Origin of the sequence: Noviherbaspirillum suwonense (assembly GCF_900182955.1) — a bacterium.
In the GTDB taxonomy this organism is placed as follows: Bacteria; Pseudomonadota; Gammaproteobacteria; order Burkholderiales; family Burkholderiaceae_D; genus Noviherbaspirillum_A; species Noviherbaspirillum_A suwonense.
In genome coordinates this window covers 26,939-51,767 of the sequence record NZ_FXUL01000005.1, presented here as the reverse complement: position 1 = coordinate 51,767, position 24,829 = coordinate 26,939, and the positions used below count along the sequence as shown (strand labels likewise).

At 67.1% G+C, this 24,829-nt stretch carries 19 protein-coding genes; 13 read left to right on the top strand and 6 right to left on the bottom strand.

What is annotated here, in order from left to right:
* Positions 1-134: 134 nt before the first annotated feature.
* The 4 genes from aceE to lpdA all read left to right on the top strand — a co-directional run bounded on the left by aceE (position 135) and on the right by lpdA (position 7,152).
* Positions 135-2,831 carry a pyruvate dehydrogenase (acetyl-transferring), homodimeric type gene (gene aceE / locus QOL82_RS08970; RefSeq protein ID WP_283441916.1) on the top strand — a complete coding sequence of 899 codons (2,697 nt, stop codon included), beginning with the start codon at positions 135-137 and terminating at the stop codon, positions 2,829-2,831.
* 128 nt (positions 2,832-2,959) lie between these two features.
* Positions 2,960-4,309 (top strand): dihydrolipoyllysine-residue acetyltransferase, encoded by a 1,350-nt coding sequence (aceF, locus tag QOL82_RS08965; RefSeq protein WP_283441915.1) that lies wholly within the window; start codon positions 2,960-2,962, stop codon positions 4,307-4,309.
* Between the two features lie 61 nt (positions 4,310-4,370).
* Entirely contained in the window at positions 4,371-4,937 is a 567-nt protein-coding gene (locus QOL82_RS08960; RefSeq protein WP_283441914.1) for an Ntn hydrolase family protein, read from the top strand.
* 91 nt (positions 4,938-5,028) lie between these two features.
* The gene (gene lpdA, locus QOL82_RS08955; RefSeq protein WP_283441913.1) at positions 5,029-7,152 is read left to right on the top strand and encodes a dihydrolipoyl dehydrogenase; all 2,124 of its coding nucleotides are present in this window, start codon (positions 5,029-5,031) and stop codon (positions 7,150-7,152) included.
* Positions 7,153-7,289: 137 nt separating this feature from the next.
* Here the strand turns inward: lpdA and QOL82_RS08950 are convergent, their stop codons facing one another.
* Together QOL82_RS08950 and QOL82_RS08945 are read right to left on the bottom strand one after the other, a co-directional pair.
* Positions 7,290-8,507, bottom strand: coding sequence for an acetylornithine transaminase (locus QOL82_RS08950; protein ID WP_283441912.1), 1,218 nt, complete (start codon positions 8,505-8,507; stop codon positions 7,290-7,292).
* A gap of 194 nt (positions 8,508-8,701) precedes the next feature.
* On the bottom strand, positions 8,702-9,730 hold the full coding sequence (locus QOL82_RS08945) for a CDP-6-deoxy-delta-3,4-glucoseen reductase (RefSeq protein WP_283441911.1): 1,029 nt from the start codon (positions 9,728-9,730) through the stop codon (positions 8,702-8,704).
* A 27-nt stretch (positions 9,731-9,757) separates the two neighbouring features.
* Here QOL82_RS08945 and QOL82_RS08940 point away from each other — a divergent pair, with 27 nt between their 5' ends.
* Complete coding sequence (locus QOL82_RS08940; protein ID WP_283441910.1) at positions 9,758-10,621, top strand: SDR family oxidoreductase; 864 nt, start codon at positions 9,758-9,760, stop codon at positions 10,619-10,621.
* Positions 10,622-10,688: 67 nt separating this feature from the next.
* On the opposite strand, the gene QOL82_RS08935 is transcribed toward QOL82_RS08940, so the two are convergent.
* The 3 genes from QOL82_RS08935 to QOL82_RS08925 form a co-directional block, all read right to left on the bottom strand.
* Positions 10,689-11,078, bottom strand: coding sequence for a type II toxin-antitoxin system VapC family toxin (locus QOL82_RS08935; RefSeq protein WP_283442103.1), 390 nt, complete (start codon positions 11,076-11,078; stop codon positions 10,689-10,691).
* Positions 10,985-11,287 carry a type II toxin-antitoxin system Phd/YefM family antitoxin gene (locus QOL82_RS08930; RefSeq protein WP_283441909.1) on the bottom strand — a complete coding sequence of 101 codons (303 nt, stop codon included), beginning with the start codon at positions 11,285-11,287 and terminating at the stop codon, positions 10,985-10,987. Before QOL82_RS08930 ends, QOL82_RS08935 begins: the two co-directional genes overlap by 94 nt.
* A gap of 64 nt (positions 11,288-11,351) precedes the next feature.
* On the bottom strand, positions 11,352-12,767 hold the full coding sequence (locus tag QOL82_RS08925; protein ID WP_283441908.1) for an alpha/beta fold hydrolase: 1,416 nt from the start codon (positions 12,765-12,767) through the stop codon (positions 11,352-11,354).
* Positions 12,768-13,018: 251 nt separating this feature from the next.
* On the opposite strand from QOL82_RS08925, the gene QOL82_RS08920 reads away from it, so the two are divergent.
* Genes QOL82_RS08920 through QOL82_RS08910 form a run of 3 tightly spaced genes read left to right on the top strand, consistent with a single transcriptional unit; the run spans position 13,019 to position 16,976 of the window.
* A complete protein-coding gene (locus tag QOL82_RS08920) occupies positions 13,019-13,762 on the top strand; it encodes a 2Fe-2S iron-sulfur cluster-binding protein (protein ID WP_283441907.1) in 744 nt (247 codons plus the stop codon).
* 17 nt (positions 13,763-13,779) lie between these two features.
* Positions 13,780-14,766, top strand: a complete 987-nt coding sequence (locus QOL82_RS08915; RefSeq protein ID WP_283441906.1) for an FAD binding domain-containing protein — start codon at positions 13,780-13,782, stop codon at positions 14,764-14,766.
* Complete coding sequence (locus QOL82_RS08910; RefSeq protein WP_283441905.1) at positions 14,763-16,976, top strand: xanthine dehydrogenase family protein molybdopterin-binding subunit; 2,214 nt, start codon at positions 14,763-14,765, stop codon at positions 16,974-16,976. Before QOL82_RS08915 ends, QOL82_RS08910 begins: the two co-directional genes overlap by 4 nt.
* A 53-nt stretch (positions 16,977-17,029) precedes the next feature.
* Here QOL82_RS08910 and QOL82_RS08905 read toward each other — a convergent pair whose 3' ends face one another.
* On the bottom strand, positions 17,030-18,277 hold the full coding sequence (locus QOL82_RS08905) for a hypothetical protein (RefSeq protein WP_283441904.1): 1,248 nt from the start codon (positions 18,275-18,277) through the stop codon (positions 17,030-17,032).
* Between the two features lie 205 nt (positions 18,278-18,482).
* Here QOL82_RS08905 and QOL82_RS08900 point away from each other — a divergent pair, with 205 nt between their 5' ends.
* The 5 genes from QOL82_RS08900 to QOL82_RS08880 all read left to right on the top strand — a co-directional run bounded on the left by QOL82_RS08900 (position 18,483) and on the right by QOL82_RS08880 (position 24,585).
* Complete coding sequence (locus QOL82_RS08900; RefSeq protein WP_283441903.1) at positions 18,483-19,718, top strand: putative DNA modification/repair radical SAM protein; 1,236 nt, start codon at positions 18,483-18,485, stop codon at positions 19,716-19,718.
* Positions 19,715-21,145: a UdgX family uracil-DNA binding protein gene (locus QOL82_RS08895; protein WP_283441902.1), complete on the top strand. Its 1,431-nt coding sequence runs from the start codon at positions 19,715-19,717 to the stop codon at positions 21,143-21,145. The genes QOL82_RS08900 and QOL82_RS08895 overlap by 4 nt, the downstream gene beginning before the upstream one ends.
* 155 nt (positions 21,146-21,300) lie before the next feature.
* Positions 21,301-23,163, top strand: a complete 1,863-nt coding sequence (locus tag QOL82_RS08890; RefSeq protein WP_283441901.1) for a sensor histidine kinase — start codon at positions 21,301-21,303, stop codon at positions 23,161-23,163.
* Positions 23,135-23,326, top strand: coding sequence for a DUF1289 domain-containing protein (locus tag QOL82_RS08885; protein ID WP_283441900.1), 192 nt, complete (start codon positions 23,135-23,137; stop codon positions 23,324-23,326). The genes QOL82_RS08890 and QOL82_RS08885 overlap by 29 nt, the downstream gene beginning before the upstream one ends.
* A gap of 176 nt (positions 23,327-23,502) precedes the next feature.
* Positions 23,503-24,585, top strand: a complete 1,083-nt coding sequence (locus QOL82_RS08880) for an acyltransferase family protein (protein WP_283441899.1) — start codon at positions 23,503-23,505, stop codon at positions 24,583-24,585.
* Positions 24,586-24,829 lie beyond the last annotated feature (244 nt).

The following is a 24,829-nucleotide window of genomic DNA, read 5'->3' as shown; positions in this document are numbered from 1 at the left end:
AATCAAAGATCGTAGTATGAAATCCTGAAATTCGCTGCTAGAATGCGTTGGTTGTTTTTCGCGCAAGTTGTACCCTGTAACAAACCTAGATCCGCGATGTCCAAATCAATCCGGCAACGTTAAGGAGACGCACGATGTCTGCCCAGCTCGACCAGGTAATGGCGCAAGCCGCCAACGACCCCGATGTAATGGAAACCAAGGAATGGCTCGACGCGCTCGAAGCCGTTATCGAAAACGAGGGTCCGGAACGCGCCCACTACCTGATGGAGCGCATGGTCGACCTGGCGCGCAGGCGTGGCGCCCATATCCCGTTTTCCAGCAACACCGCCTACGTCAACACCATTCCCAACCACCTGGGCGCGCATTGCCCGGGCAACCTCGAATACGAGGAGCGGCTGCGCTCCTGGATGCGCTGGAACGCGATGGCCATGGTGGTCAAGGCCAACCGGGTCGACGGCGACCTCGGCGGCCATATTTCCAGCTTCGCGTCGCTGGCCAACATGCTGGGCATCGGCTTCAACCATTTCTGGCATGCGCCGAGCGAAGGCCATGGCGGCGACCTGCTCTACCTGCAGGGCCACTCGTCGCCTGGCATCTACGCCCGCTCCTTCCTTGAAGGCCGGCTGTCGGAAGACCAGCTGCTGAACTTCCGCCGCGAAGTCGACGGCAAGGGCTTGTCCTCCTACCCGCATCCGAAGCTGATGCCGGACTACTGGCAGTTCCCCACCGTGTCCATGGGCCTCGGCCCGCTGATGGCCATCTACCAGGCGCGCTTCCTGAAGTACCTGCATGCGCGCGGCCTGGCCGACACCGCCAACCGCAAGGTCTGGGCGTTCTGCGGCGACGGCGAGATGGACGAGCCGGAATCGATGGGCGCGATCGGCATGGCCGGCCGCGAGATGCTCGACAACCTGATCATGGTCGTCAACTGCAACCTGCAGCGCCTCGACGGCCCGGTGCGCGGCAACGGCAAGATCATCCAGGAACTGGAAGCCGACTTCCGCGGCGCCGGCTGGAATGTCATCAAGGTGATCTGGGGCCCGGGCTGGGACGACCTGCTGTCGCGCGACCGCGACGGCATCCTGCAGCGCGTGATGATGGAAACCGTCGACGGCGAGTACCAGAACTACAAGGCCAAGGACGGCGCCTATGTGCGCAAGCATTTCTTCGGCAAGCATCCGAAGCTGCTGGAAATGGTCGCCAACATGACCGACGACGACATCTGGCGCCTGACCCGCGGCGGCCACGACCCGCACAAGATCTACGCCGGCTTCAAGGCCGCGGTGGAAAACAAGGGCTCGCCGACCGTGCTGCTGGTCAAGACCGTCAAGGGCTTCGGCATGGGCAAGTCGGGCGAGGCGCGCAACACCGCGCACCAGACCAAGAAGCTCGACGACGTAGCGATCCGCGAAATGCGCGACCGTTTCGCGATCCCGATCCCGGACGACAAGCTGGCGGACGTGCCGTTCTTCAAGCCGGCCGACGACGCGCCGGAAATGATCTACCTGCACGAGCGCCGCAAGGCGCTGGGCGGCTACCTGCCGCAGCGCCGGATGAAGGCCGATGAAACCCTGGTGGTGCCGCCGCTGGAAGCGTTCAAGGCCATCCTCGACCCGACCGCGGAAGGCCGCGAGATCTCCACCACGCAGGCCTATGTCCGCGTGATCACGGTGCTGCTGCGCGACGCGTCGCTGGGCAAGCGCGTGGTGCCCATCCTGGTGGACGAGGCCCGCACCTTCGGCATGGAAGGCCTGTTCCGCCAGATCGGCATCTTCAACCAGCGCGGCCAGCTCTACGAGCCGGTCGACAAGGACCAGGTCAGCTACTACCGCGAGGACAAGGCCGGCCAGATCCTGCAGGAGGGCATCAACGAGGCGGGCGCGATGAGCTCGTGGATCGCGGCGGCGACGTCGTACTCGACCAACAACACGGTCATGATCCCGTTCTACACGTTCTACTCGATGTTTGGCCTGCAGCGCATCGGCGACCTGGCGTGGGCCGCAGGCGACATGCGGGCGCGCGGCTTCCTGCTGGGCGGCACCGCAGGCCGCACCACGCTCAACGGCGAGGGCCTGCAGCACGAGGACGGCCACAGCCACGTGCTGGCGTCGACCATTCCGAACTGCCTGTCCTACGACCCGACCTTCGCCCACGAAGTCGCGGTGATCATGCATGACGGCCTGCGCCGCATGATAGAAAAGCAGGAGGACGTGTTCTACTACATCACGCTGATGAACGAGAACTATCCGCATCCGGGCCTGAAGCCGGGCCAGGAAGAAGGCATCCTGAAGGGGCTGTACCTGCTGCAGGAAGGCGGCAAGGAATCGAAGCACCGCGTGCAGCTGATGGGTTCGGGCACCATCCTGCGCGAAGTCATGGCCGCCGGGGAACTGCTGCGCAACGACTGGGGCATCGAGTCCGACGTCTGGTCGGCGCCTTCGTTCAACCTGCTGGCCCGCGACGGCGCCGACGCCGACCGCTGGAACCTGCTGCATCCGTCGGAGCCGGCGCGCGTGCCGTACATCACCCAATGCCTGGCGCCGACCGCCGGTCCCATCGTGGTGTCGACCGACTACATGCGCGTCTTCGCCGAACAGGTGAGGGCGTATGTCCCCAAGGGCCGCAGCTACAAGGTGCTGGGCACGGACGGCTTCGGCCGCTCCGACACCCGCGCCAAGCTGCGTGAATTCTTCGAAGTGAACCGCCACTTCGTCGTCATCGCCGCGCTCAAGGCGCTGGCCGATGAAGGCGTGCTGTCCGCGGGCGTGGTGACCCAGGCCATCGAAAAGTACGGCATCAATCCGAACAAGCCGAATCCGGTCCTAGTGTAAATAAGACTAACGAACTCCTCGCCATGCCTTACAGGGTCCGGGAACCGCAGGCATCACGGCAGTCGCCGGGATGTCTCCTTTCCCGGACTTTCCTTGAGCGCGGCAGGAAATAAAAACGGAGCTAAAAGATGAGCATGGTGGAAGTCAAAGTCCCGGATATCGGCGACTTCAAGGAAGTCGAGGTCATCGAACTGCTGGTCAAGCCGGGCGACACGGTCGCGGTGGACCAGTCGCTGATCACGGTCGAGTCCGACAAGGCCAGCATGGAGATCCCGTCCAGCCAGGCCGGCGTGGTCAAGGAGATCAAGGTCAAGATCGGCGACAAGGTGGCGGAAGGATCGCTGATGCTGATGCTGGAAACGGAGGGCGCGGCTGCGGCGCAGCAGGCGCCCGCGCCTGCCGCCGCGCCGGCGCCTGCTCCGGCAGCGCCCGCTGCGGCTGCGCCGGCCCCGGCCCCAGCTCCCGCTGCGGCCCCGGCAGCGGCCCCGGCGCAAGCTGCGGCGCCTGCAGCTGCGCCCGCGCCTGCGCCGGTCGCGACCAGCGGCGCCAAGCCGCATGCGTCGCCGTCCGTGCGCAAGTTTGCGCGCGAACTGGGCGTCGACCTGAGCCAGGTCGGCGGCAGCGGGCCGAAGGGCCGCATCACCCAGGAAGACGTGCAGGGTTATGTGAAGGGCGTGATCGCCGGCGGTGCTGCAGCGGCGTCCGCGCCGGCTGCCGCGGCCAAGGGCGGCGGCGGCGGGCTGGAACTGCTGGCCTGGCCTTCGCTGGACTTCAGCAAGTTCGGCCCGACCGAACTGCAGCCGATGTCGCGCATCAAGAAGATCAGCGGCCCCAACCTGCACCGCAACTGGGTCATGATCCCGCATGTGACCCAGTTCGACCAGGCCGACGTCACCGAGCTCGAGGAATTCCGCAAGGCGTCCAATGCGGCTATGGCCAAGTCGGGCGTGAAGCTGACCATGCTGGCCTTCGTCATCAAGGCCTGCGTGGCCGCGCTGAAGAAATTCCCGGTCTTTAATTCCTCACTGGACGCCAAGGGAGAAAACCTGATCGTCAAGCAGTACTACCACATCGGCTTTGCCGCCGATACGCCGAACGGGCTGGTGGTGCCGGTGGTGAAGGATGCGGACAAGAAGGGCATCGCGCAGATCGCGCAGGAAATGGGCGACCTGTCGGCCCAGGCCCGCGACGGCAAGCTCAAGCCGGCCGACATGCAGGGCGCGAGCTTCACGATTTCCTCGCTCGGCGGCATCGGCGGCACCGCGTTTACGCCCATCATCAATGCGCCCGAAGTGGCCATCCTCGGCCTGTCGAAGTCCGAGATGAAGCCGGTATGGGACGGCAAGGCCTTCGTGCCGCGGCTGATGATGCCGACTTCGCTGTCGTATGACCATCGCGTCATCGACGGCGCGATGGCGGCGCGCTTCTCGGTTTACCTGACCGAGGTGCTGGCCGACATGCGCAAGACGCTGCTGTAGCGACACCGGCAACACCCGCCGGACGCGCCGCCAGCGTCCGGCAACTGCATGGAGACCCGCAATGACCACATGTGTCGTCGTCAGGAAGAATGGCCAGGCTGCCATCGCCGCCGATTCGCTGGTGACCTTTGGCGATACCCGGCTGCCGGGCAATTACGAAGCCAACAGCAAGATCTTCCGCGTCGGCGATTCGCTGGTGACGCTGGCCGGCACCACCGCCCATTTCCCGGTGATGCGCAAGCTGATGGCGGAGATGGGCGAGGACTGCAAGCTCGGCAGCAGGGAAGACGTGTTCGAGACCTACACGAGGGTGCACAACCTGCTGAAGGAGAAATACTTCCTCAACACGCGGGAAGACGAGGACGACCCTTACGAGTCGTCGCAGCTGATCTCGCTGATCGCGAATCCGCAGGGCATCTTCGGCGTCTACTCGTATCGCGAGGTATTCAGCTTCGACCGTTTCTGGGGCATCGGGAGCGGCCGCAACTTCGCGCTGGGGGCGATGCATGCGGTGTACGACAAGCTCGACACGGCGCGCGAGATCGCCGAGGTCGGCGTGGCCGCGGGCATCGAGTTCGACAAGAACTCGGCCGGTCCGCTGCAGATCTACAGTATTGCGCTTCAATGAAGGACAGATCCTCCCGCATGGACTTGCAGGGAGCAATAACAAACCCCGGCGCGCGCGATGCGGCTGGCCGGGATGAACATGGAGCTACGTTATGAGCCTGGTCGAAGTCAAGGTACCCGACATCGGGGATTTCAAGGAAGTGGAAGTGATCGAGGTGCTGGTCAAGCCGGGCGACCGGATCGCGGTGGACCAGTCGCTGATTACCGTCGAGTCGGACAAGGCGAGCATGGAGATTCCCTCCAACCAGGCCGGCGTGGTCAAGGAACTGAAGATCAAGATCGGCGACAAGGTGGCCGAGGGCTCGCTGGTGCTGATGCTGGAAGCCGAAGGCGATGCGCCGCAGGAAGCGGCGCCGGCTGCCCCGGCCGCAGGCGCTGCGGCGGCTCCCGCTGCTGCCGCAGCACCCGCGCCCGCTCCCGCCGCCCCCGCTGCGGCAGCGCCCGCCGCTGCGGCATCGGGAACCATCAATGTCGACGTGCCTGACATCGGCGACTTCAAGGAAGTGGAAGTCATCGAGCTGCTGGTCAAGCCGGGCGACACGGTGGCGGTCGACCAGTCGCTGATCACGGTCGAGTCCGACAAGGCCAGCATGGAGATTCCGTCTAACCAGGCTGGCGTGGTGAAGGAAATAAAGGTCAAGATCGGCGACAAGGTCTCGAAGGGTTCGCCGCTGCTGGTGCTGGAAGGGCAGGGCGCTCCGGCGGCCGCCCCGGCTGCGCCTGCCTCTGCGCCCGCCTCTGCGCCCGCACCGGCCGCTTCGGCACCTGCACCCGCCGCAGCGTCCTTCTCCGGCACCGCCGACATCGAATGCGACACCCTGGTGCTCGGCGCCGGCCCGGGCGGCTACACCGCGGCCTTCCGCGCCGCCGACCTCGGCCAGAAGGTCGTGATGGTCGAACGCTATCCATCGCTGGGCGGCGTCTGCCTGAACGTCGGCTGCATCCCGTCCAAGGCGCTGCTGCATGCGGCGAAAGTGATCACCGAAGCCGAGGAGATGTCGCATTTCGGTGTGAAGATGTCCGCGCCCGAGATCGAGCTCGACAGCCTGCGCGGCTGGAAGGACAGCGTGGTCAAGAAGCTGACCGGCGGCCTGACCGGCCTGGCCCGCGCGCGCAAGGTGCAGGTGGTCCAGGGCACCGCGGCATTCTCGTCGCCCAACACGCTGACGGTGGACACCGCCGACGGCAGCAAGACCATCGCCTTCAAGAACGCGATCATCGCCGCCGGCTCGTCGGTCGCGCGCATCCCGGGCTTCCCGTACGACGACCCGCGGGTCATCGACTCGACCGGCGCGCTGGAACTGCGGCAGATCCCGAAGCGCATGCTGGTGATCGGCGGCGGCATCATCGGGCTGGAAATGGCCTGCGTCTACGATGCGCTGGGCACCAAGATCACGGTGGTCGAATTCCTCGACGGCCTGATCCCGGCGGCGGACCGCGACATCGTCAAGCCGCTGCAGAAGCGCATCGAGAAGCGGTATGAAGGCATCTACCTGAAGACCAAGGTCACCAGGCTGGAAGCCCGGGAAGACGGCCTGCTGGCCACCTTCGAGGGCGAGAACGCGCCGGCCGAACCGCAGCTGTACGACATGGTGCTGATGGCGGTGGGCAGGCGTCCGAACGGCAAGGAAATCGGCGCGGACAAGGCCGGCGTCATCGTCAGCGAACGCGGCTTCATCCCGGTCGACAGGCAGCAGCGCACCAACGTCGGCCACATCTTCGCGATCGGCGACATCTGCGGCGACCCGATGCTGGCGCACAAGGCCACCAACGAGGCCAAGGTGGCGGCGGAAGTCATCGCCGGCCACAAGGTCGAGTTCGACGCGATGACCATCCCGTCGGTCGCGTACACCGACCCGGAAGTCGCATGGATGGGCCTGACCGAGAACGATGCGAAGGCGCAGGGCATCCCCTACGAGAAAGCCAATTTCCCGTGGGCCGCGTCAGGACGGGCGCTGGCGATGGGCCGCGACGACGGCGTCACCAAGCTGCTGTGGGACCCGGCGACCAAGCGCATCATCGGCGCCGGCATCGTCGGCGTGAACGCGGGCGAGCTGCTGGCCGAAACCGTGCTGGCGATGGAAATGGGCGCGGACCTGGAAGACCTGGCGCTGACCGTGCATGCGCATCCGACCCTGTCGGAAACGCCGATGTTCGCGGCGGAAATGGGGCTGGGCGTGATCACGGACCTGTACGTGCCGCCGAAGAAGAAATAGCACGCGTCGACGTGTAACAAAACAAGGGCGCTGCGGCGCCCTTGTTTTTTCGTCACTGCAAAGTCCGGCGCGTGTTCAACATGGCGCCGGACCGGATTTCTCACCGCTGCCGGAGCAGCGGCGATGCATCGCACAACCTATTGCTTCGCTTCCGCCGCCGCGATCGTCTCCAGCACCTCGGCCAGCATCGCGATCATCTGGTCGATCTCGTCCTTGCTGACATTCAGCGCCGGCATGAAGCGCAGCAGGTCAGGCCGCGGCGAGTTCAGCAGCAGGCCGACCGGGCCCATGTCGCGCGCCAGTTCGACGATCTGCGGCCCGATCGGGCGGCCGAGTTTCAGCGCCCGCAGCAGGCCTTCGCCGCGCTCGCCGGCCAGGCCGAAGCGCTCGGTCAGCTTCAGCAGTTCGCTGCGCAGGTACTGGCCCTTTTCCCGCACGGAGGACAGGAAGCCGGGCGCCTGCAAGGCTGCCAGCACCGCGCCGCCGACCGCGGTCATCAGCGGATTGCCGTTATAGGTGCCGCCCTGGTCGCCGGGCTCGAAGCAGGCGAATGCTTCCTTGCACAGCATCGCCGACAGCGGCACGCCGCCGCCGATGCCCTTGCCCAGCGTCATGATGTCGGGCTCGATGCCCGAGAGCTGGTAGGCGAACAGCTCGCCGCAGCGGCCCATGCCGCTCTGCACTTCGTCGACGATCAGCAGCAGGTTGCGCTTGCTCGTCAGCTCGCGCAGCGCCTGCATGAACTCGCGCGTGGCCGGTATCACGCCGCCTTCGCCCTGCACCGGCTCCAGCATCACCGCCACGGTGCGGTCGCCGATGAACTTCTCGACGCTGGCGATGTCGTTCAGGTCGGCCTTGTGGAAGCCCGACACCTGCGGCGCGAAGATCTTGTCCCAGCCGGGCTTGCCGCTGGCCGACATCGTCGCCAGCGTGCGGCCGTGGAAGCTGTGGTCGAAGGTGATGATTTCGTGGCGGCTCTCGCCGTTCGCATTCGGGTTTTTCTGGCCCCACTTGCGCGCCAGCTTGATTGCGCTTTCATTCGCTTCGGCGCCGCTGTTGGCGAAGAACACGCGGTCGTAGCAGGAGGCGGCGGTCAGCGCCGACGCCAGCGACACCATCGGCTCGTTGTAGAACGCCGGCGACGGGTTGATCAGCTTCTTCGCCTGCGCAGCCAACGCGTCCTGGATGCACTGCGGCGAATGGCCCAGGCAGTTGACGGCCCAGCCCTGCAGGTAGTCCAGGTAGCGCTTGCCCTGGTGGTCGGTCAGCCACATGCCTTCGCCTTCGACGAAGACCAGCGGCGGCCGGTTGGTGATGGTGAGCAGCGCGTCGGTGCGGTACTGGCTGAATTCCATTTCATGGCTCCTGTTCAAAAAAAAAGCCACAGGGCTGACCTGTGGCTTGGTGATTTTCTAACACTCACATGCACGGCGTCCCGGGATTCGGATTCGGGCTGCGGCGTCGCGAGAGTGTCAGGAATGGTTGCATGCGGCCGATAGTATGATTTTTATCCGGGTGCGTCAAACCTTCGACGCCCGGGTTTGCGCAATCACGGTGGCGCCAGGTCGGCTTCCGACGTAAACGCGTCGGCATAAAACTCGTCCGGCGGCAGGCCGCAGCGGGCAACGAAGTCGGCCTGCGCCGCCTCCACCATGGCCGGCGCGCCGCAGGCATAGACCTGGTAGCCCGACAGGTCGGGCAGGTCCTGCATCACCGCCTGGTGCACGAATCCGGTGCGGCCCTGCCAGTCGTCCTCGGGCTTCGCATCCGACACCACCGGCACGTAGCGCAGGCCCGGCACCGTCCCGGCCCATTCGCGGCACAGCGCATCCATGTACAGGTCGCCGGGCCGGCGGCCGCCCCAGTACAGCGTGATCGGCCGCGCAAGCCGGTTGTGCTGCGCCTGCTCGACCATGGCCTTGATCGGCGCGAAGCCGGTGCCGGAAGCCAGCATCACGATGGGCTTGGGGCTGTCCTCGCGCAGGAAGAAGGTGCCTAGCGGGCCTTCGAAGCGCAGGATGTCGCGCTCCTTCATCGTGTTGAACACATGGTCCGTGAAAACGCCGCCGGGCAGGTGGCGGATGTGCAGCGTCAGCTGTTCGTCCAGGTGCGGCGCATTGGCCATGCTGTAGCTGCGGCGGCGGCCGTCCTTCAGGATGAATTCGATGAACTGGCCGGCCCGGTACTGCAGCCGCTCGTTGGCCGGCAGCTGGAGCGAAAGGATGATGACGTCATCGGTCACGCGGTCGATCTTCGCGACCCGCGTCGGCATCTTCTTGATCGGGAATTCGCCGATGCCCAGCACCTCGCGGGCCTCGATCACCAGGTCGCTGTGCGGCGTGGCGCAGCAGAACAGCGCAAAGCCGCGCGCCTCGTCGGCCACCGGCAGCGCGCGTTCCTGGTGGGCGCGGTGGCTGACTTCGCCCGACAGCAGCTTGCCGCGGCAGCTGCCGCAGGCGCCGTTCTTGCAGCCGTAGGGCAGCCCGACGCCGGCGCGGATGGCCGCGGCGAGCACGGTCTCGTCTTCGTCGCAGCTGAACTGGCGGCCGCTGGGCTCTACCGTTACTTGAAAAGTCATACAATCCCGCAGATGAAAAAAGTGTCCATGAATAAAATCGGCAAGCCGCGCTTGCTGGTGCTCGGTTGCGGCGATGTCGGCATGCGGCTCCTGCCGCTGCTGCGCGACCGTTTCCGGATATATGCCGTCACCAGCCAGCCGGGGCGGCATGCCGAACTGCGGGCGGCCGGTGCGGTGCCGCTGACCGCCGACCTGGACCGGCCGGCGACGCTGGCGCGGCTGGCGCGGCTGGCCAGTTTCATCGTCCACCTGGCGCCGCCGCCGTCTGCTGGCGCAATCGACACCCGGACCCGCAACCTGGCCGCCATTTTACCCGAGGGGGCAACACTGGTTTATGTCAGCACCACCGGCGTCTACGGCGATTGCGGCGGCGCGGCGTTCGACGAAACCCGCCCGGTGCGCCCGGCCAACCCGCGCGCGGTGCGGCGGGTCGATGCCGAACGCACGCTGCGGCGCTGGGCGCGGCGCTCGGGCAGCCGGCTGGCGATCCTGCGGGTGCCGGGCATCTATGCGCAGGACAGGCTGCCGCTGGAGCGGCTGCAGAAGGGGACGCCGGCGCTGGCCCATGACGACGATGTCTACACCAACCATATCCACGCGGACGACCTGGCGAGGCTGATCGCGCTGGCGCTGTTCCGGGCCGCGCCGTCGCGCATCTACCACGCGGTCGACGACAGCGAAATGCGCATGGGCGAGTATTTCGATGCGGTGGCCGACGCCCGCGGCCTGCCGCGGCCGCCGCGGCTGCCGCGCGAGCAGCTGCGGGACATGGTGTCGCCGATGATGCTGTCCTTCATGTCGGAGTCGCGGCGCCTGCAGAACCGGCGGATCACGGAAGAGCTGGGAATGCGGCTGAGGTACCCGACGGTGGCGGCCGCACTGGCGTCATGAAGCGCGGTGCGCTGGCTTCCTGCAGCCTGCGTTTCACTGCGGGCGGTAAGCCTGGAAGCGGGCTGGATTACGCATCCCACGGATTGATCACCGCGATTCCCAGGCCGGCGTAGTTCTTCGCATTGCGCGTGACCATGCTCATCCCGTGCCGCGCCGCGGTGGCGCCGATCAGGCCATCGATGCTGGGAAGCGAACGGCCGGCGCTGGCCAGCAGGCGTCCCCAGGTGTCCGCGACCGCCGCGTCGACCGGCAGGATGCGTCCGGTGAAGAATGCGGGCAGCCCGACTTCCAGCCAGTCCTGCAGCAGTCCCCGCCTGTTCCGGTCGGCCAGGGTGTCGATGCCCTTGCGCAGTTCCCCGAGCGTCAGCACGCTGAGGTAGAGGGTGGCGGCCGGGCGCTGGGAGAGCCAGCTGACGACGCGCGCATCGGGCTGGTCGCGGTCTGCTCGCGCTCGAATTCGAGTTCGTCCAGCCCGTAAAGCGGCGAGCTGCGCATGAATTCGACGAACGACTGGCCGCGCCCTGACAGCTTCTCGAACTCGGCGCGCGACAGCAGCACCGCGACCGGGCGGCCGTGCAGGGTGATTTCCTGCGGGCCGTCATGCTGGGCCAGCTTGATGACCTCCGACAGGCGGGCTTTCGCGTCCTGCATTTGCCATGATTGCATCACAATCGCCTGCCAATCTGACCAGGCCGGTCAGATTGGCAGGCTTGCACGGTATTGGCTATGCCTACTGGGTCACTTCCAGCAGCGTCACATGCCCGTCCGCCGCGTTCCAGCTGCGGCCGACCAGCCGTTCGCCATTGAACTCGGCCTGCACCGTGCGCGGCGCCTCTTCCTGCAGCAGCAGCTTGCTGGTGGCCAGCATGCCGCCGCGCGGCGGCAGTCCGCCCGGCGCGCGGCCGTCGAGCAGCATGCGGTCGCGGGCGGCGTCCATGTAGCCGCGGGGACGGGTCATCAGCACGATCTGCTTCGCGCTGCGGTCAGCCTCGGCAATGCGTTCCGGGCGCAGCAGGATGATGTCGCTCGAACGCGGGAAACCGCTGCGGTAGATGTGCGTGGTCGCATAGCCGGGAGCGCTGACGACGAATTCGTAGGGCACGCCGGGCTGCGCCCTGAACGGTCCCCATTTGCCGTCCGCCGCGATGCTCTGGGTGTGCAGCGCCTGGCCGATGCGGCTGCCCGCGTCCGCGCCGCCGGCCTGCACCGCGTAGACCTCGACCTTTGCGCCGGGTATCGGCAGGTTGTTGGAAAAGCTGCCGGTTTTCGGATCCAGCGAATTGACGCCCGAGCCGGTCACCATGCCGGACAGCGTGACGGTCGATTCGGGCACGATGGCGGTCGTCGCCGGCGCGCGGCCGGTGATGAAGCGGTAGGTGGCCTCGAACGCCGGCGCGCTGTACGAGGTTTCCCGGTGGTCGATATTGGCGATGACCACGTTCTGCGCGCCCTTGAGTTCCGGGCCGGCGTAGCTGACGCCGGTCGGCTTGCCGTTCGAGCCCGGCCAGCCGGCATCGGGCTGGGCGAACTTGTCATTGTTGTCCGAGCGTATCGTCATCCAGCGCACCGGGCCGGCGACTTCATCGCCGGCCGCGTTTTTCGGCGCGTTCAGACCCGTCAGGAACGGCCCGGCGCCGGCGAATTCATTGCCTTCCCGGTCGCCTGCCCGCGCCCAGACGCCGTGGTTGGGCGTGCCGCCCAGGATCGCGTGCGACACGTTGACCGTGCCCGACTGCATGCTGGTCTGGATGTAGTTGCGGATCGCATTGCCGCCGCGCGAATTGCCGACCAAAACCACCTGCCGGGCGCCGGTCTGGCGCAGCACCTTGTCGATCTCGCTCTTCAGGTAATCGCGATGCTCGGCGGTGGAAGTGCGGCCGGGCTGCGGCTTGCCGTCGTCGTCGCGCGCGAGCGGGTAGGGCAGGTTGATCGCATGCAGCCGCGAATGCGGCCAGCCGTTGCTCTCGAAGCGCCAGTAGGTGGTCTGCCAGAGCGCGGCGCTGTCGCCGTTGCCGTGGACGAAAACGATGGGCGGGGTAGCGTCGTCAGCGCCGGCCCGGTCGGTCCCGACCGAAGCGCAGCCGGAAGCCAGCAAGGCCGCGGCGACTGCCGCAGCGACGGAAAAGCGCGGGGAAAAACAGGTCATGATGTCTCCGGATTGTTGTTCGAATTAAACCTTCGCGGACGTTACACGAAGCCGCGACGGTTTGCCAGGCTGGAACGGAGCGCCATTGCGCGGATGTAAAAATTACACGGGGCTACCGATATTTCAACGCCGGCCGGCCATCGTGGCCGCCGATTGCTGCCCTGTCAGCGAACTGGTATCGAATTTGCATCAGTGCTGCCCGTTGTGGGCTGGCACGATGCCGGACCACCGTTGGCAGACAGGCGACGACCATGCAGAACGATTCATCCGACAGCGGTTCGCGGAAAGCGCATCCCGGCCATTCCGCTCCCGATCCCGATTTGGATTCCGATTCCGGCTCCCATCCCTCTCCCGCGTCGATTTCCCGCCGCGGCTTCATCCAGGCCACCGTCGCCACGCTGGGCGGCATTGCCGCGCCCCTCGGTGCAGCCGACGCGGCGCCAGCGGCCCGGCCCGCCGGGACCGCCGCCGCGGCGGCCAACGCGATGCCGGTGGTCCTGCGCATCAACGGCAAGGAACACCGGCTGACGCTGGAGCCGCGCGTGACCCTGCTCGACGCGCTGCGCGAGGTGGTCGGACTGACCGGTTCCAAGAAAGGCTGCGACCGCGGCCAGTGCGGCGCCTGCACGGTGCTGGTCGAGGGCCGGCGCATCAATGCCTGCCTGACGCTGGCGGTGATGCACGAAGGCCAGGAGATCACCACCATCGAGGGCCTGGGCCAGGCCGATGCGCTGCATCCGCTGCAGGCGGCCTTCATCGAGCGGGATGCGTTCCAGTGCGGCTACTGCACGCCGGGACAGATCTGCTCGGCAGTGGGCCTGCTGAAGGAAGCCGCGGCCAACACGGCCAGCGCGGTCACGCCCGACGTGCGCAAGATCCCCGTCGTGCTGGACGACAGTGAAATCCGCGAGCGCATGAGCGGCAACATCTGCCGCTGCGGCGCTTATCCCAACATCGTCGCCGCTGTCCGGGATGTCGCCGGCAACAAGGCCTAGCCGAGAAAGCAGCCCACATGAACCCGGTTTCCTACGAACGCGCGGCCGATGTCGAACAGGCGGTGCGCATGGCCCAGCAGCCCGGCGCGCGCTTTATCGGCGGCGGCACCAACCTGCTCGACCTGATGAAGGGCGGCGTCGAAACGCCGCAGCGGCTGATCGACATCAGCCGGCTGCCGCTGGCGGCCATCACCGAGCTGCCGCAGGGCGGCGTGCGCATCGGCGCGCTGGCCCGCAACAGCGACACGGCCAACCATGCGCTGATACGGCAGCGCTACCCGCTGCTGACGCAGGCCTTCCTGTCGGGCGCGTCGCCGCAGCTGCGCAACATGGCCACGGTGGGCGGCAACCTGATGCAACGCACCCGCTGCTACTACTTCTACGACACCGCCTTCGACATGTGCAACAAGCGCAAGCCCGGCTCCGGCTGCGCGGCGAAGGAAGGCCACAACCGCATCCACGCGATCCTCGGCGCCAGCGAGCACTGCATCGCGACCAACCCGTCCGACATGAACGTGGCGCTGGCCGCGCTGGACGCGGTGGTGCGGGTGCGCGGCGCCGACGGCGAGCGGGCGATACCGATCGCCGACTTCCACACGCTGCCGGGCGACACGCCGCAGCGGGACACGACGCTGCGGCCGGGCGAACTGATCCTCGGGGTCGACCTGCCGCCGCCGCTGTTTGCCGACCATGCGCATTACCTGAAGGTGCGCGACCGCGCCAGCTATGCGTTTGCGCTGGTGTCGGTGGCCGCGGCGCTGCAGATGGACAACGGCGTGGTGCGCCAGGCCCGCATCGCGCTGGGCGGCGTCGCCCACAAGCCATGGCGCGCGACCGCGGCCGAAGCGCTGCTGGTCGGCAAGCCGCTGGACGACGCGCTGCTGCGCCAGTGCGCGACGGCGGCGCTGGCCGGCGCCCGCGCCTACGAGCACAACGGCTTCAAGATAACCCTCGCCCAGCGGGCGATCACGCGCGCGGTGCGCATAGCGGGGCAGACAGCATGAGCGTGACAGGACAGCCATTGAACCGGGTCGACGGCATACGCAAGGTGACCGGCACGGCGACGTTTTCGGCGGAGCACAAGATACCGCGGCTGGCGCATGCGGTGCTGGTGACGAGCACGATACCGAGCGGCCGCATCACCCGGGTCGACAGCGCCGAAGCGGAAAGGATGCGCGGCGTGATCGCCGTCATCACGCACCTGAATGCGCCCCGGCTGCCATCGGCCGGCAAGGCCGCCGCCGGCGAGCCGCCGGCCGGGCGCGTGCTCAACCTGCTGCAGGACGACCGTGTCCACTACAACAACCAGCCGGTCGGACTGGTGGTGGCCGACACTTTCGAACACGCGGTCGATGCCGCCCGCCGCGTGCGCCTGACCTACCATGCCGAGCAGGCGACGACCGACTTCGAAAAGGCCAAGCTGCAGCAGGTCGACCCGAAGAAGGCCAAGAACGGCCCGGCCGACACCAATCGCGGCAAGCTCGACGAAGGCATCGCGGCCGGCGTCGCGCAGATCGACGCGGCCTACCGCACGCCGGTCGAGCATCACAACCCGATGGAGCCGCATGCCACCATCGCGGTCTGGGAAGGCGACCACCTGACGCTGTACGACTCGACCCAGTACGTGACGGGCGACCGCAACACGGTCGCCAGGACGCTGGGCATCTCCCCCGACAAGGTGCGCGTGATCTGCCCGTATGTCGGCGGCGGCTTCGGCAGCAAGGGTTCGACCTGGTCGCACGTGGTGCTGGCGGCGATGGCCGCGCGCCGCGCCGGCAGGCCGGTCAAGCTGGTGCTGGACCGGCCGCAGATGTTCGGGCCGGTGGGCCACAGGCCGCATACCGAGCAGCGCATGCTGCTGGCCGCCGCGAAGGATGGCGCGCTGACCGCGGTGCGCCACAACGTGGTCGCCAGCACCTCGTTCCAGGAAGACTGGCTCGAGACGTCGGCGCTGGTCACGCGCATGATGTATGCCGCGCCCAACCAGCAGACCACGCACCGGCTGGGCCGGCTCAACACCGGCACGCCGACCTTCACGCGCGCCCCTGGCGAGGCCAGCGGCAGCTTTGCGCTCGAATGCGCGATGGACGAACTGGCCTATGAACTGAAGGTGGACCCGGTGGACCTGCGGCTGCGCAACTACGCCGAGCGCGACCCGGAAAAGAACAAGCCGTGGTCCAGCAATGCGCTGCGCGAATGCTACCGGGTCGGCGCCGAGCGTTTCGGCTGGGCCAAGCGCGACCCGCGTCCGATGTCGATGAGGAATGGCAATACGCTGATCGGCATGGGCATGGCGACCGCGACCTATCCGGCCAACCGTTCCGCCGCCACCGCGACCGCGCGCATCCTGCCCGACGGCAGCGCGCTGGTGCAGTCGGGCACGCAGGACCTGGGCACCGGAACCTACACGGTGATGACCCAGGTCGCGGCCGACGCGCTGGGCCTGCCGGTGGACAAGGTGCGCTTCGAACTGGGCGACTCCGCGCTGCCGAAAGCGCCCGTGTCCGGCGGTTCGCAGTCGGTCGCCAGCGTGTCGCCGGCGGTGCAGGCGGCGGCTGCCGCGGTGCGGGACAAGCTGGTGGCGCTTGCCATTGCAGACCGCGGCTCGCCGCTGGCCGGCGCGAGCGCCGCCGACATCGCATCGGACAATGGCTGGCTGGTGCTGACCTCGGCGCCGGACCGGCGCGAACCGTATGCGGCGGTGCTGGCCCGACACGGCGGCCGGCCGATCGAGGCGAGCGCCGAAGCCAAGCCCGGCAGCGAGAAGGAGGAATATTCGATGCACTCGTTCGGCGCGGTCTTCGCCGAGGTGCATGTCGATGCGGAGCTGGGCGAGATCCGCGTGCCGCGCATCAGCGCCGCCTATGGCGTGGGCCGGCTGCTCAACGAAAAGACCGGGCATAGCCAGCTGATGGGCGGCGTGGTCTGGGGCGTCGGCATGGCGCTGATGGAAGCGACCGAATACGACCTGCGCACCGGCCGCCCGGTCAATGCCAACCTCGCCGAATACCATGTGCCGGTGAATGCCGACATCGGCGTCATCGACATCGTCGTGGTGCCGGAAAAGGATGCGCAGATCAATCCGCTGGGCGCCAAGGGCATAGGCGAGATCGGCATCACCGGCGTGGCCGCGGCGATCGCCAACGCGGTCTACCATGCGACCGGCAAGCGGGTGCGGGATCTGCCGATCACGCTGGACAAGGTGCTGACCTGAGGGCAGGGCGCGGGTGCGGCGCATGTCGCGTCGCATCCCGCGCGTTCACCGCATCAGGCGCGCCGCTTCGATGCCGGGCTCCGCGCAACGGGGGTCGCCGGCCCGGGACTCTCGAGGTCGCTGTCGGAGTCCGCCGCATGACTGGCGGTGATCCGCGGCGAGCCGTCGGGCGCATTGCCCCGGATGCGGCTTTTCTCGGCAAAGCGGACCTGCTCTCCGGCGAGGACGAGTATGCCCCCGGACAGGCGTTCGCCCATCACCTCGACGGATGACCCCACCAGCCCGAGTGCCTTGCGCGTCGGACGCGTCAGCCACAACGCGGTGGCTTGCGCCGGCGCCGTCCCGGTCTTCTCGTGCAGCGCGATCGCGCAGGCGATGCACGGTTCGCGCACGCCGGTCGGCGGGTGGAACAGGGCGACGCCTGCGAGGAAATAGGCCGGGTCGTCGGCGATGCGCAGTTCCGCGTGTTTGCCATCCTGCTTTTTCACCCGTTCCGGGACGCGGATGGCGGCGTCGGCCTCCAGCAGCGTCGGCCAGTGGCGCTGCAGCTTCGCCGCGTGCCGGATGGTGCGATCGGACTGGTCCACTTTCGCCGGGTCGGCCAGTGCCGCCTCGTGCCTGCCGGTCAGCGCTGCAATCAGGCTTTCGGCATTTTTATCGCTGCAGAAACGACCGATCGCCGCGTTCTGCGCATCGATATTGGCCGACACCATCACCGTTTTCCCATCGATCGAAAACGCAACCTGGACTTCCTCGCTTTCCGGAAACCGGTCCAGCAGCATTTCGGCCAGATACGTCTGCGCCCGCGCGATGCGATAGGCTGTTCGGTCGGCCGCATCCTTCGCGCGGTGGAAATCATGGAAGGCCGGGACCAGGCAGTCGGCGGGCGTTTCCGGCGCATGGGTGACCAGCATGCGCGGGTTGCGCGGGCTTGCGATCAAAGCCACGCCAAGTTCCGGGTCCGCCTGCTCCAGCGATCGCGCCGTGGCGCCGGCGATCCGCTGGGCCGCCGCTTCCCGTTTCCCTGCCGCCCGGCTTGCATCTTCGCTTCGCTGGGCGACGATGAGCAGCCTGTCGTGGAGCTTCTGCTGGTGGATGGCGCGTTCCTGGCGGTCAAGGGCGCTGAGCAACTGCGGCCGCGACATCTGCTTCATGGCCTTGTTGATGCACCTCGGCTGCTTCGCAGCGTCTATGCCGAGTTCGCCTGCGATTATTTTCGCCTGGGTTTTCCCCGAGGCGCTGAGCCCGCGTAACGTGACCTGCGCGGCGGGACGATGGCTGCTTGCGACTGGTTCCGGCATGATGCATTCCTTTCATGGTTGGACAGGTGGCATGCTTGCCCGGCCGCTCCCTTGTGAGGAATGGCAGGCCGGCAAAGGCTAGCCGCGCAACGCGCTGCCGCGAGCCTTGTTAATTTGCGCGCCGAATGTAAAAACACTGCGGGGATCGGCATGGAAGGACGTTGACTGCTGTAAAATACTGTGATTAAACACAGTGGAAGACGCCATGGAACTGACCGACAAGCTGGAGATTCTGGCCGACGCAGCGAAATACGATGCTTCCTGCGCCAGCAGCGGCGCCGCCACCCGGTCGTCGAAGGGGAAGGACGGGCTGGGCGCGACCAACGGCGTCGGCATCTGCCATAGCTATACGCCGGACGGCCGCTGCGTCTCGCTGCTGAAAATCCTGCTGACCAACTTCTGCCTGTACGACTGCCAGTATTGCGTGAACCGCCGCAGCAGCGACGTGCCGCGCGCCCGCTTCACGCCGGAAGAAGTGATCCGGCTGACGGTCGACTTCTACCTGCGCAATTACATCGACGGCCTGTTCCTCAGTTCCGGCATCATCCAGTCGTCGGACTACACGATGGAGCAGCTGATCCTGGTGGCGAAGACGCTGCGCCAGAAGCACCAGTTCCGCGGCTATATCCACTTGAAGACCATTCCCGACGCCGCGCCCGAACTGATCGAGGAAGCCGGCCGCTGGGCCGACCGGCTCAGCGTCAACATCGAGCTGCCGACCGACGCCGGCATCGAGAAGCTGGCGCCGGAAAAGAGCATGCACACCATCAAGTTCGCGATGGGCGCGATCCGCCGGCGCATCGACCAGAAGGCCGAGGAGCCGAGGGCGCCGTCCTTCTCGCCGGCCGGGCAGAGCACGCAGATGATCGTCGGCGCCGACCAGACCGACGACAGCACCATCCTCGGCACCGCGCAGACGCTGTACAGCGCCTACCGGCTGCGCCGGGTCTACTACTCGGCGTTCAGCCCGATCCCGCAAAGCCCGACCGGCCTGCCGCAGCGGCCGCCGCCGATGATGCGCGAGCACCGGCTGTACCAGGCCGATTTCCTGATGCGCGGCTATGGTTTCCAGGCCGGCGAGCTGCTGCCCGAGGGCGGCGGCAACCTGGCGCTGGACATCGACCCCAAGCTCGCATGGGCGCTGCAGCACCGCGAGCTGTTTCCGCTCGACCTGAACCTGGCGGAGCCGCAGATGATCGCCAGGGTGCCGGGCATCGGCGTGCGCAACGCCAAGCGCATCGTCGAACTCAGGCGCAGCCGGCGCATACGCTATGTCGACCTGGCCCGGCTGCGCTGCAGCATGGACAAGATCAAGCCCTTCATCGTCACCGTGGATTACCGGCCGCAGCGCGACACGCTTCCGTCGGAATCGCTGCGGCGGATGATGTCGGAGGCGCCGCAGCAGATGAGCCTGTTCCCGGCGCTGCAGGAAGCGGCTTGAACCACCGGGTTTCCGCCGCGACCTTCGCCGAGTGGCGCAAGGCGGCGCGCAGCCTGCTGACGCTGGGCGCGGCCCCGCATGAAGTGGACTGGGCCGCGCAGCATGAGGCCGACCTGTTCGGCGACGCGCCGGACGCGGTCGCCGGCATCGATGCCGCGCCCAGCGCGGCGCTGCGCATTTCATCAAGCCTGATGACCCTGCTCGAAGCGGCTTCCTGCTTCCGCGCGCCGGACCGCTGGGCGCTGCTGTACCGCATCCTGTGGCGCAGCCAGCAGGGCGACGCCACCGCGATGTCCGCCGCCGACCCGGACGGCGCGCGGCTGCATGCGATGGCGAAGGCGGTCAAGCGCGAAGCCCACAAGATGCATGCGTTCGTGCGTTTCCGGGAACGCGACCCGGCCGCCGGCGACCCCCGCTTCATCGCCTGGTTCGAGCCGGCGCATGACGTGCTGGCGGACGCGGCCGGCCATTTCGCCAGGCGCATGGGCCGCGCCAGCTGGCTGATCGTCACGCCCGACGGCACCGCGGCGTCCGACGGCGAGACGGTGCGCTTCGGTCCCGCGCCGGCCGGCAGGCCGGCCGAAGTCGACATCGACGACCAGGGCGAAGCGCTGTGGCTGGCCTATTACCGCAGCATCTACAACCCGTCGCGGCTCAATGCCGGCGCGATGGAAATGCACATGCCGGTCCGCTACTGGAAGAACCTGCCGGAAGGCCGGCTCATTCCCGGCCTGATCAGCGCCGCCGGCGCCGGCGCGCGGCGCGTCGGGCAGGCGAAGGGCGTCGGTGACCGGCAGGGCACGCAGGTGCGGGTGGAGGCGGCGCAGGCGATGCCGGTGCGCGCGCTGCCGAGCGCGCTGTCGCAGTGCCGCCAGTGCGATCTGTGGCGCAATGCGACGCAGGCGGTGGCCGGCGTCGGGCCGGCCACCGCCGGGCTGATGCTGGTCGGCGAGCAGCCGGGCGACCAGGAGGACCTGATCGGCGTGCCGTTCGCGGGGCCGGCCGGGAAGGTGCTCGACCGGGCGATGCAGGATGCCGGCATCGCCCGCGACGCGGCCTACCTGACCAACGCGGTCAAGCATTTCAAGTGGGAGCCGCGCGGCAAGCGCCGCATCCACAAGACGCCGGCGCAGCGCGAGGTCGACGCCTGCAACCCGTGGCTCCGGCAGGAACTCGCCGCGGTGGCGCCCAAAGTCGTCGTGGCGCTGGGCAGCACCGCGTTGCGTGCGGTGACCGGCAGGCGGGACCTGGCGCTGTCGGCGGTGCAGGGGCAAGTGCTGGAAGTGGACGGCCGCCTGGTCGTGCCGACCTGGCATCCTTCGTACGTGCTGCGGCTGCCCGGGCGCGAAGAGCAGGATGCGGCATTCCAGGCCATGCTGGCCGCATTACAAACCGCGAAAAAATTGCTTGAAGAAAATGTGATTTAGGTTTGGGTGCTAACCGGCTATTATCTTGTCCATTCTTGCATCGCGTCATCCAGGACGCCTGCGGTCTGTGGAGCGGTTGGCGAGGAAATGATAGCGGGCGTAAACGAGGCAATGGAACAGCGCCGGAGGCGGGCGGCAGGGCAGGGGATCGGCCCTTGAAAGCGCGCGCCTACCTGGCTGTCATGGCGCTGGCCGTGCTGGTGCCCATCATCCTGTTCTCCGCCATCGCGCTGTCCATGCTGATGCAGGCCGAGCGGGCAACCGCACTGCGCAGCCTGCAGGAAACCGCGCGCGCGACCACGCTGGCCGTGGACCGGGAACTCAGCATCGCCGAGGCGCGGGCGCAAGTGCTGGCGACGGCCACCAGCCTGGTCGACGGCGACTTCAAGGCATTCCACGAGCGTGCCAGCCTTGCCAACAGGGGTGGAAAATCCTGGACCGTGCTGTTCGACGAAAGCGGCCGGCAGCTGGTCAATACCCTGGTTCCCTATGGCACCGAGTTGCCCCGGCGCGGACATCCCGAATACGGCCACGAAGTGCTGCGGACCGGCGCCATGCGGGTCTCCAACCTGCTCGACGGTACGGTCGCCGGCGGCAAGGTGCTGGCGATCGAGGTGCCCGTGGTCCTCGATGGCGGGCGCCAGCGCTATGTGCTCAACCAGGCCTTCTCGCCGGCCGACCTCGACGCCGCACTGCGGCGCAATGAAGTCCCGGCCAATTACATCATCGGCATTTTCGATCGCAAGGGCATCTCGATTGCGCGCAGCCAGCGCGCCAGCGAACTGGTCGGCAAGCCGGTGCGCAAGGAATTGTTCGACAGCTCGCGCTCGGCGACCGAGGGCGTGCTGCAGCATGACACCCGCGAAAACATCCGGGTCTACGATGCGTTCAAGCGTTCCGCCCTGTCCGGCTGGACCGTCGCCGTGGGCGTTCCGGTCGATGTGATCGAGGCGTCGGCGCGGCGCGCGGTGATGGTCGCCTCCATGGGCCTGATGGCGGCCATCATCTGCGCGCTGGCGCTGGCGCTGTACTTCAGCCGGCGCATGGCGCTGTCCATCGAGAGCGCGGTCACCTCGGCCGCCGCGCTGGGCCGCGGCGAGGCGCCGCAGCAGTTCGCGTCGGGCGTGCTCGAATTCGACCGGCTGCATGCGGCGCTCGTGGCGGCCGGCGGCATCCTGCAGCAGGAGCGGGAGTCGCGCGGCGTCGTCGAGCAGGAGCGGGCGCGCCTGTTCACCAGCGAGCAGGAAGCGCGGCTGCTCGCGGAAAACCAGAATCGGGCCAAGGATGAATTCCTGGCGATGCTGAGCCACGAGCTGCGCAATCCGCTGGCGGCGATCAGCAACTCGATCGCGCTGATGGAGCATCCGGCGGTGCCGGCCGACATCGCCGCCCGCGCCCGCAACATCATCAAGCGGCAGAGCCGGCACCTGGCCCATATCGTCGACGACCTGCTCGACCTGGGCCGGCTGATGAACGGCAAGGTGGCGCTGGTGCGCCAGCGGCTGGACCTGGCCGAGGCGGTGCGGGACTGCGTGCAAAGCATGCAGACCACCGGGCGGATCGACCAGCATCGGCTGCAGCTGCAGGCGACGCCGGCCTGGGTGGACGCCGATCCGACCCGCATCGAGCAGGTCATCTCCAACCTGGTCAGCAATGCGCTGAAATACACCCCGCCCGGCGGCAGCATCACGGTCGACGTCGGCGCCCTCGGCGACAGCGCGGTGCTGACCGTCAGCGACACCGGGATAGGCATGCCGCCCGAACTGGTCGAGCGTGTGTTCGACGTGTTCGTGCAGGGCGCCGGCGCGCTGGACCGTTCGCAGGGCGGCCTTGGCATCGGACTGGCGCTGGTTCGCCAGCTGGTCGTGCTGCATGCCGGCGACGTCAGCGCCGCCAGCCCCGGCCCGGACCAGGGCAGCACCTTCACCGTCCGCCTGCCGCTTTCCGGGACCGGTACAATGGCGGCTTCCCCGCACAGCGACCAACCCGATGCAACAACCCCCGCCACACCGTCCTGACACCCCATGCGTCGCCGTCTGTTCCACCCTGTTCGATGATATCTGCCGGGGCTGCGGACGTACCGTGGGCGAAGTGGCGAACTGGGTATTCATGACCCAGCAGGAAAAGGACGCGGTCTGGGAGCGCATCACGCGCGAAGGCTACCCGCGCCGGAAAGGCTAGCGCCGGCCTGCGGCATGCCGGCTTTCCGGTGGCCGGCGGTTGCGCCGTCGGCAGCCGTTCAGGCAGCGCGGCACTGCAAATCATCAACAAGCGTGCCGATATCCGTTTTCCCAATCTCGCCGGTCCGTATGCTCGCCAGCCTGTCAATGTAAAGCAGCGAATGCTGCCGTTCAGCAATGCCGTCGAATTTTTCCGCCTACCTGGACCTGGTCCGTTTCCTCGCCGCGATGGTGGTCTTCCTGGGCCATGCTGCCGGCCTGAACTGGACTGCCGGCTTTCTCTGGCCGCTGGGCGCCTATGGCGACACCTGCGTGGTGATCTTCTTCGTGCTGTCAGGGCTGGTCATTGCCTACGTGAGCGACGTGAAGGAGCATGCGCCCGGCGACTACCTGGTCAGCCGCGCCGCCCGGCTATGGTCGGTGGTGCTGCCGGCGCTGGCGCTGACATTCGTCGTGGACTGGTTCGGCGTGCGAACCGCGCCCGGGCTATACCTCGGACAGCCCTGGTTCGCCGGCGACCATCCCGTGCTGCGTTATCTTGCGTCGTTCCTGATGCTGCAGGAAGTCTGGAAGCTGAACCTGGTGCCGGGCATTAATGGCGCATTCTGGTCGCTGAGCTACGAGGCGTTCTACTACCTGCTGTTCGGCGTCATTTTTTATGGAAGACAGCGCCTGAAATGGCTGGCGGTTGCGGCCCTGCTGCTGCTGGGCGGCCCGGTGATCGCGGCGCTGTTTCCCGTATGGGGACTGGGCTTGCTCGCCTACCGGCTGTGCAAGTCGAGGACGCTGGGCACACCGCTCTGCATGGTGCTTGCGATTACCGGCCTCGCGCTGCTCGCAGCCTCGCCTTTCCTTCGGTCCCTGCCTGCGCTGCGCTTCCAGATCATGGGCGCGGAGATCCTCGGCCGCTATATCGACGGCCTTGCCTTTTTCATGCACCTGGTCGGCGTGCATGGATTGAGCCGTTCGCTGCCCCGGCTGCCCGCGTCCGCGAAGTCGACGATCTCCACCGTATCCGCGACCACGTTTCCGCTCTACCTGCTGCACCGTCCGCTGATCCAGTTTTTCAGCTACGCGGGTCCGGCGGATGCGTCGGGCTGGCCACGCAGGGTCCTGCTGATCGGCGGCACCCTGCTGGTGGTGTGGTTTGCGACGCAGCCGATCGAAAAGCTGCGGATCGCCATGCGGACGCGCATGCTCGGCCTGCTCGCGCAGGTGCGGCGGAACCGGCAGCTGGCAGGCATCGCATCGCGTGCGTAGACCATGGCGGCCGGCGGCCAGCCGGGCCTTTCTGCCGGCGACAGCAGTCAATACAACAGTGTGTTTCCTGATGGCATTTACTTGTTGTTATTTGCTAAAACGCTCACTATAATCAAAATAATTCCTGTTGGAAACTTCTTCGGTGCACGGCGATCGCGCCCACGTCTTGCTACGCGTACGGCTGTATGTATGCCGTACTCGACGTTACCGGCAATTGCCAAAGTTTCAGCCCGGCCCCAATTTT

Bases quoted from the DNA above. Each gene is read 5' to 3' on its own strand.
- QOL82_RS08905 (WP_283441904.1), bottom strand. From the start codon at position 18,277: ATGCCGGAACCAGTCGCAAGCAGCCATCGTCCCGCCGCGCAGGTCACG.
- QOL82_RS08950 (WP_283441912.1), bottom strand. From the start codon at position 8,507: ATGGAATTCAGCCAGTACCGCACCGACGCGCTGCTCACCATCACCAAC.
- lpdA (WP_283441913.1), top strand. From the start codon at position 5,029: ATGAGCCTGGTCGAAGTCAAGGTACCCGACATCGGGGATTTCAAGGAA.
- QOL82_RS08925 (WP_283441908.1), bottom strand. From the start codon at position 12,767: ATGACCTGTTTTTCCCCGCGCTTTTCCGTCGCTGCGGCAGTCGCCGCG.
- QOL82_RS08945 (WP_283441911.1), bottom strand. From the start codon at position 9,730: ATGACTTTTCAAGTAACGGTAGAGCCCAGCGGCCGCCAGTTCAGCTGC.
- QOL82_RS08915 (WP_283441906.1), top strand. From the start codon at position 13,780: ATGAACCCGGTTTCCTACGAACGCGCGGCCGATGTCGAACAGGCGGTG.
- QOL82_RS08930 (WP_283441909.1), bottom strand. From the start codon at position 11,287: ATGCAATCATGGCAAATGCAGGACGCGAAAGCCCGCCTGTCGGAGGTC.
- QOL82_RS08920 (WP_283441907.1), top strand. From the start codon at position 13,019: ATGCAGAACGATTCATCCGACAGCGGTTCGCGGAAAGCGCATCCCGGC.
- QOL82_RS08900 (WP_283441903.1), top strand. From the start codon at position 18,483: ATGGAACTGACCGACAAGCTGGAGATTCTGGCCGACGCAGCGAAATAC.
- aceE (WP_283441916.1), top strand. From the start codon at position 135: ATGTCTGCCCAGCTCGACCAGGTAATGGCGCAAGCCGCCAACGACCCC.
- QOL82_RS08940 (WP_283441910.1), top strand. From the start codon at position 9,758: ATGAATAAAATCGGCAAGCCGCGCTTGCTGGTGCTCGGTTGCGGCGAT.
- aceF (WP_283441915.1), top strand. From the start codon at position 2,960: ATGAGCATGGTGGAAGTCAAAGTCCCGGATATCGGCGACTTCAAGGAA.
- QOL82_RS08885 (WP_283441900.1), top strand. From the start codon at position 23,135: ATGCAACAACCCCCGCCACACCGTCCTGACACCCCATGCGTCGCCGTC.
- QOL82_RS08880 (WP_283441899.1), top strand. From the start codon at position 23,503: ATGCCGTCGAATTTTTCCGCCTACCTGGACCTGGTCCGTTTCCTCGCC.
- QOL82_RS08960 (WP_283441914.1), top strand. From the start codon at position 4,371: ATGACCACATGTGTCGTCGTCAGGAAGAATGGCCAGGCTGCCATCGCC.
- QOL82_RS08910 (WP_283441905.1), top strand. From the start codon at position 14,763: ATGAGCGTGACAGGACAGCCATTGAACCGGGTCGACGGCATACGCAAG.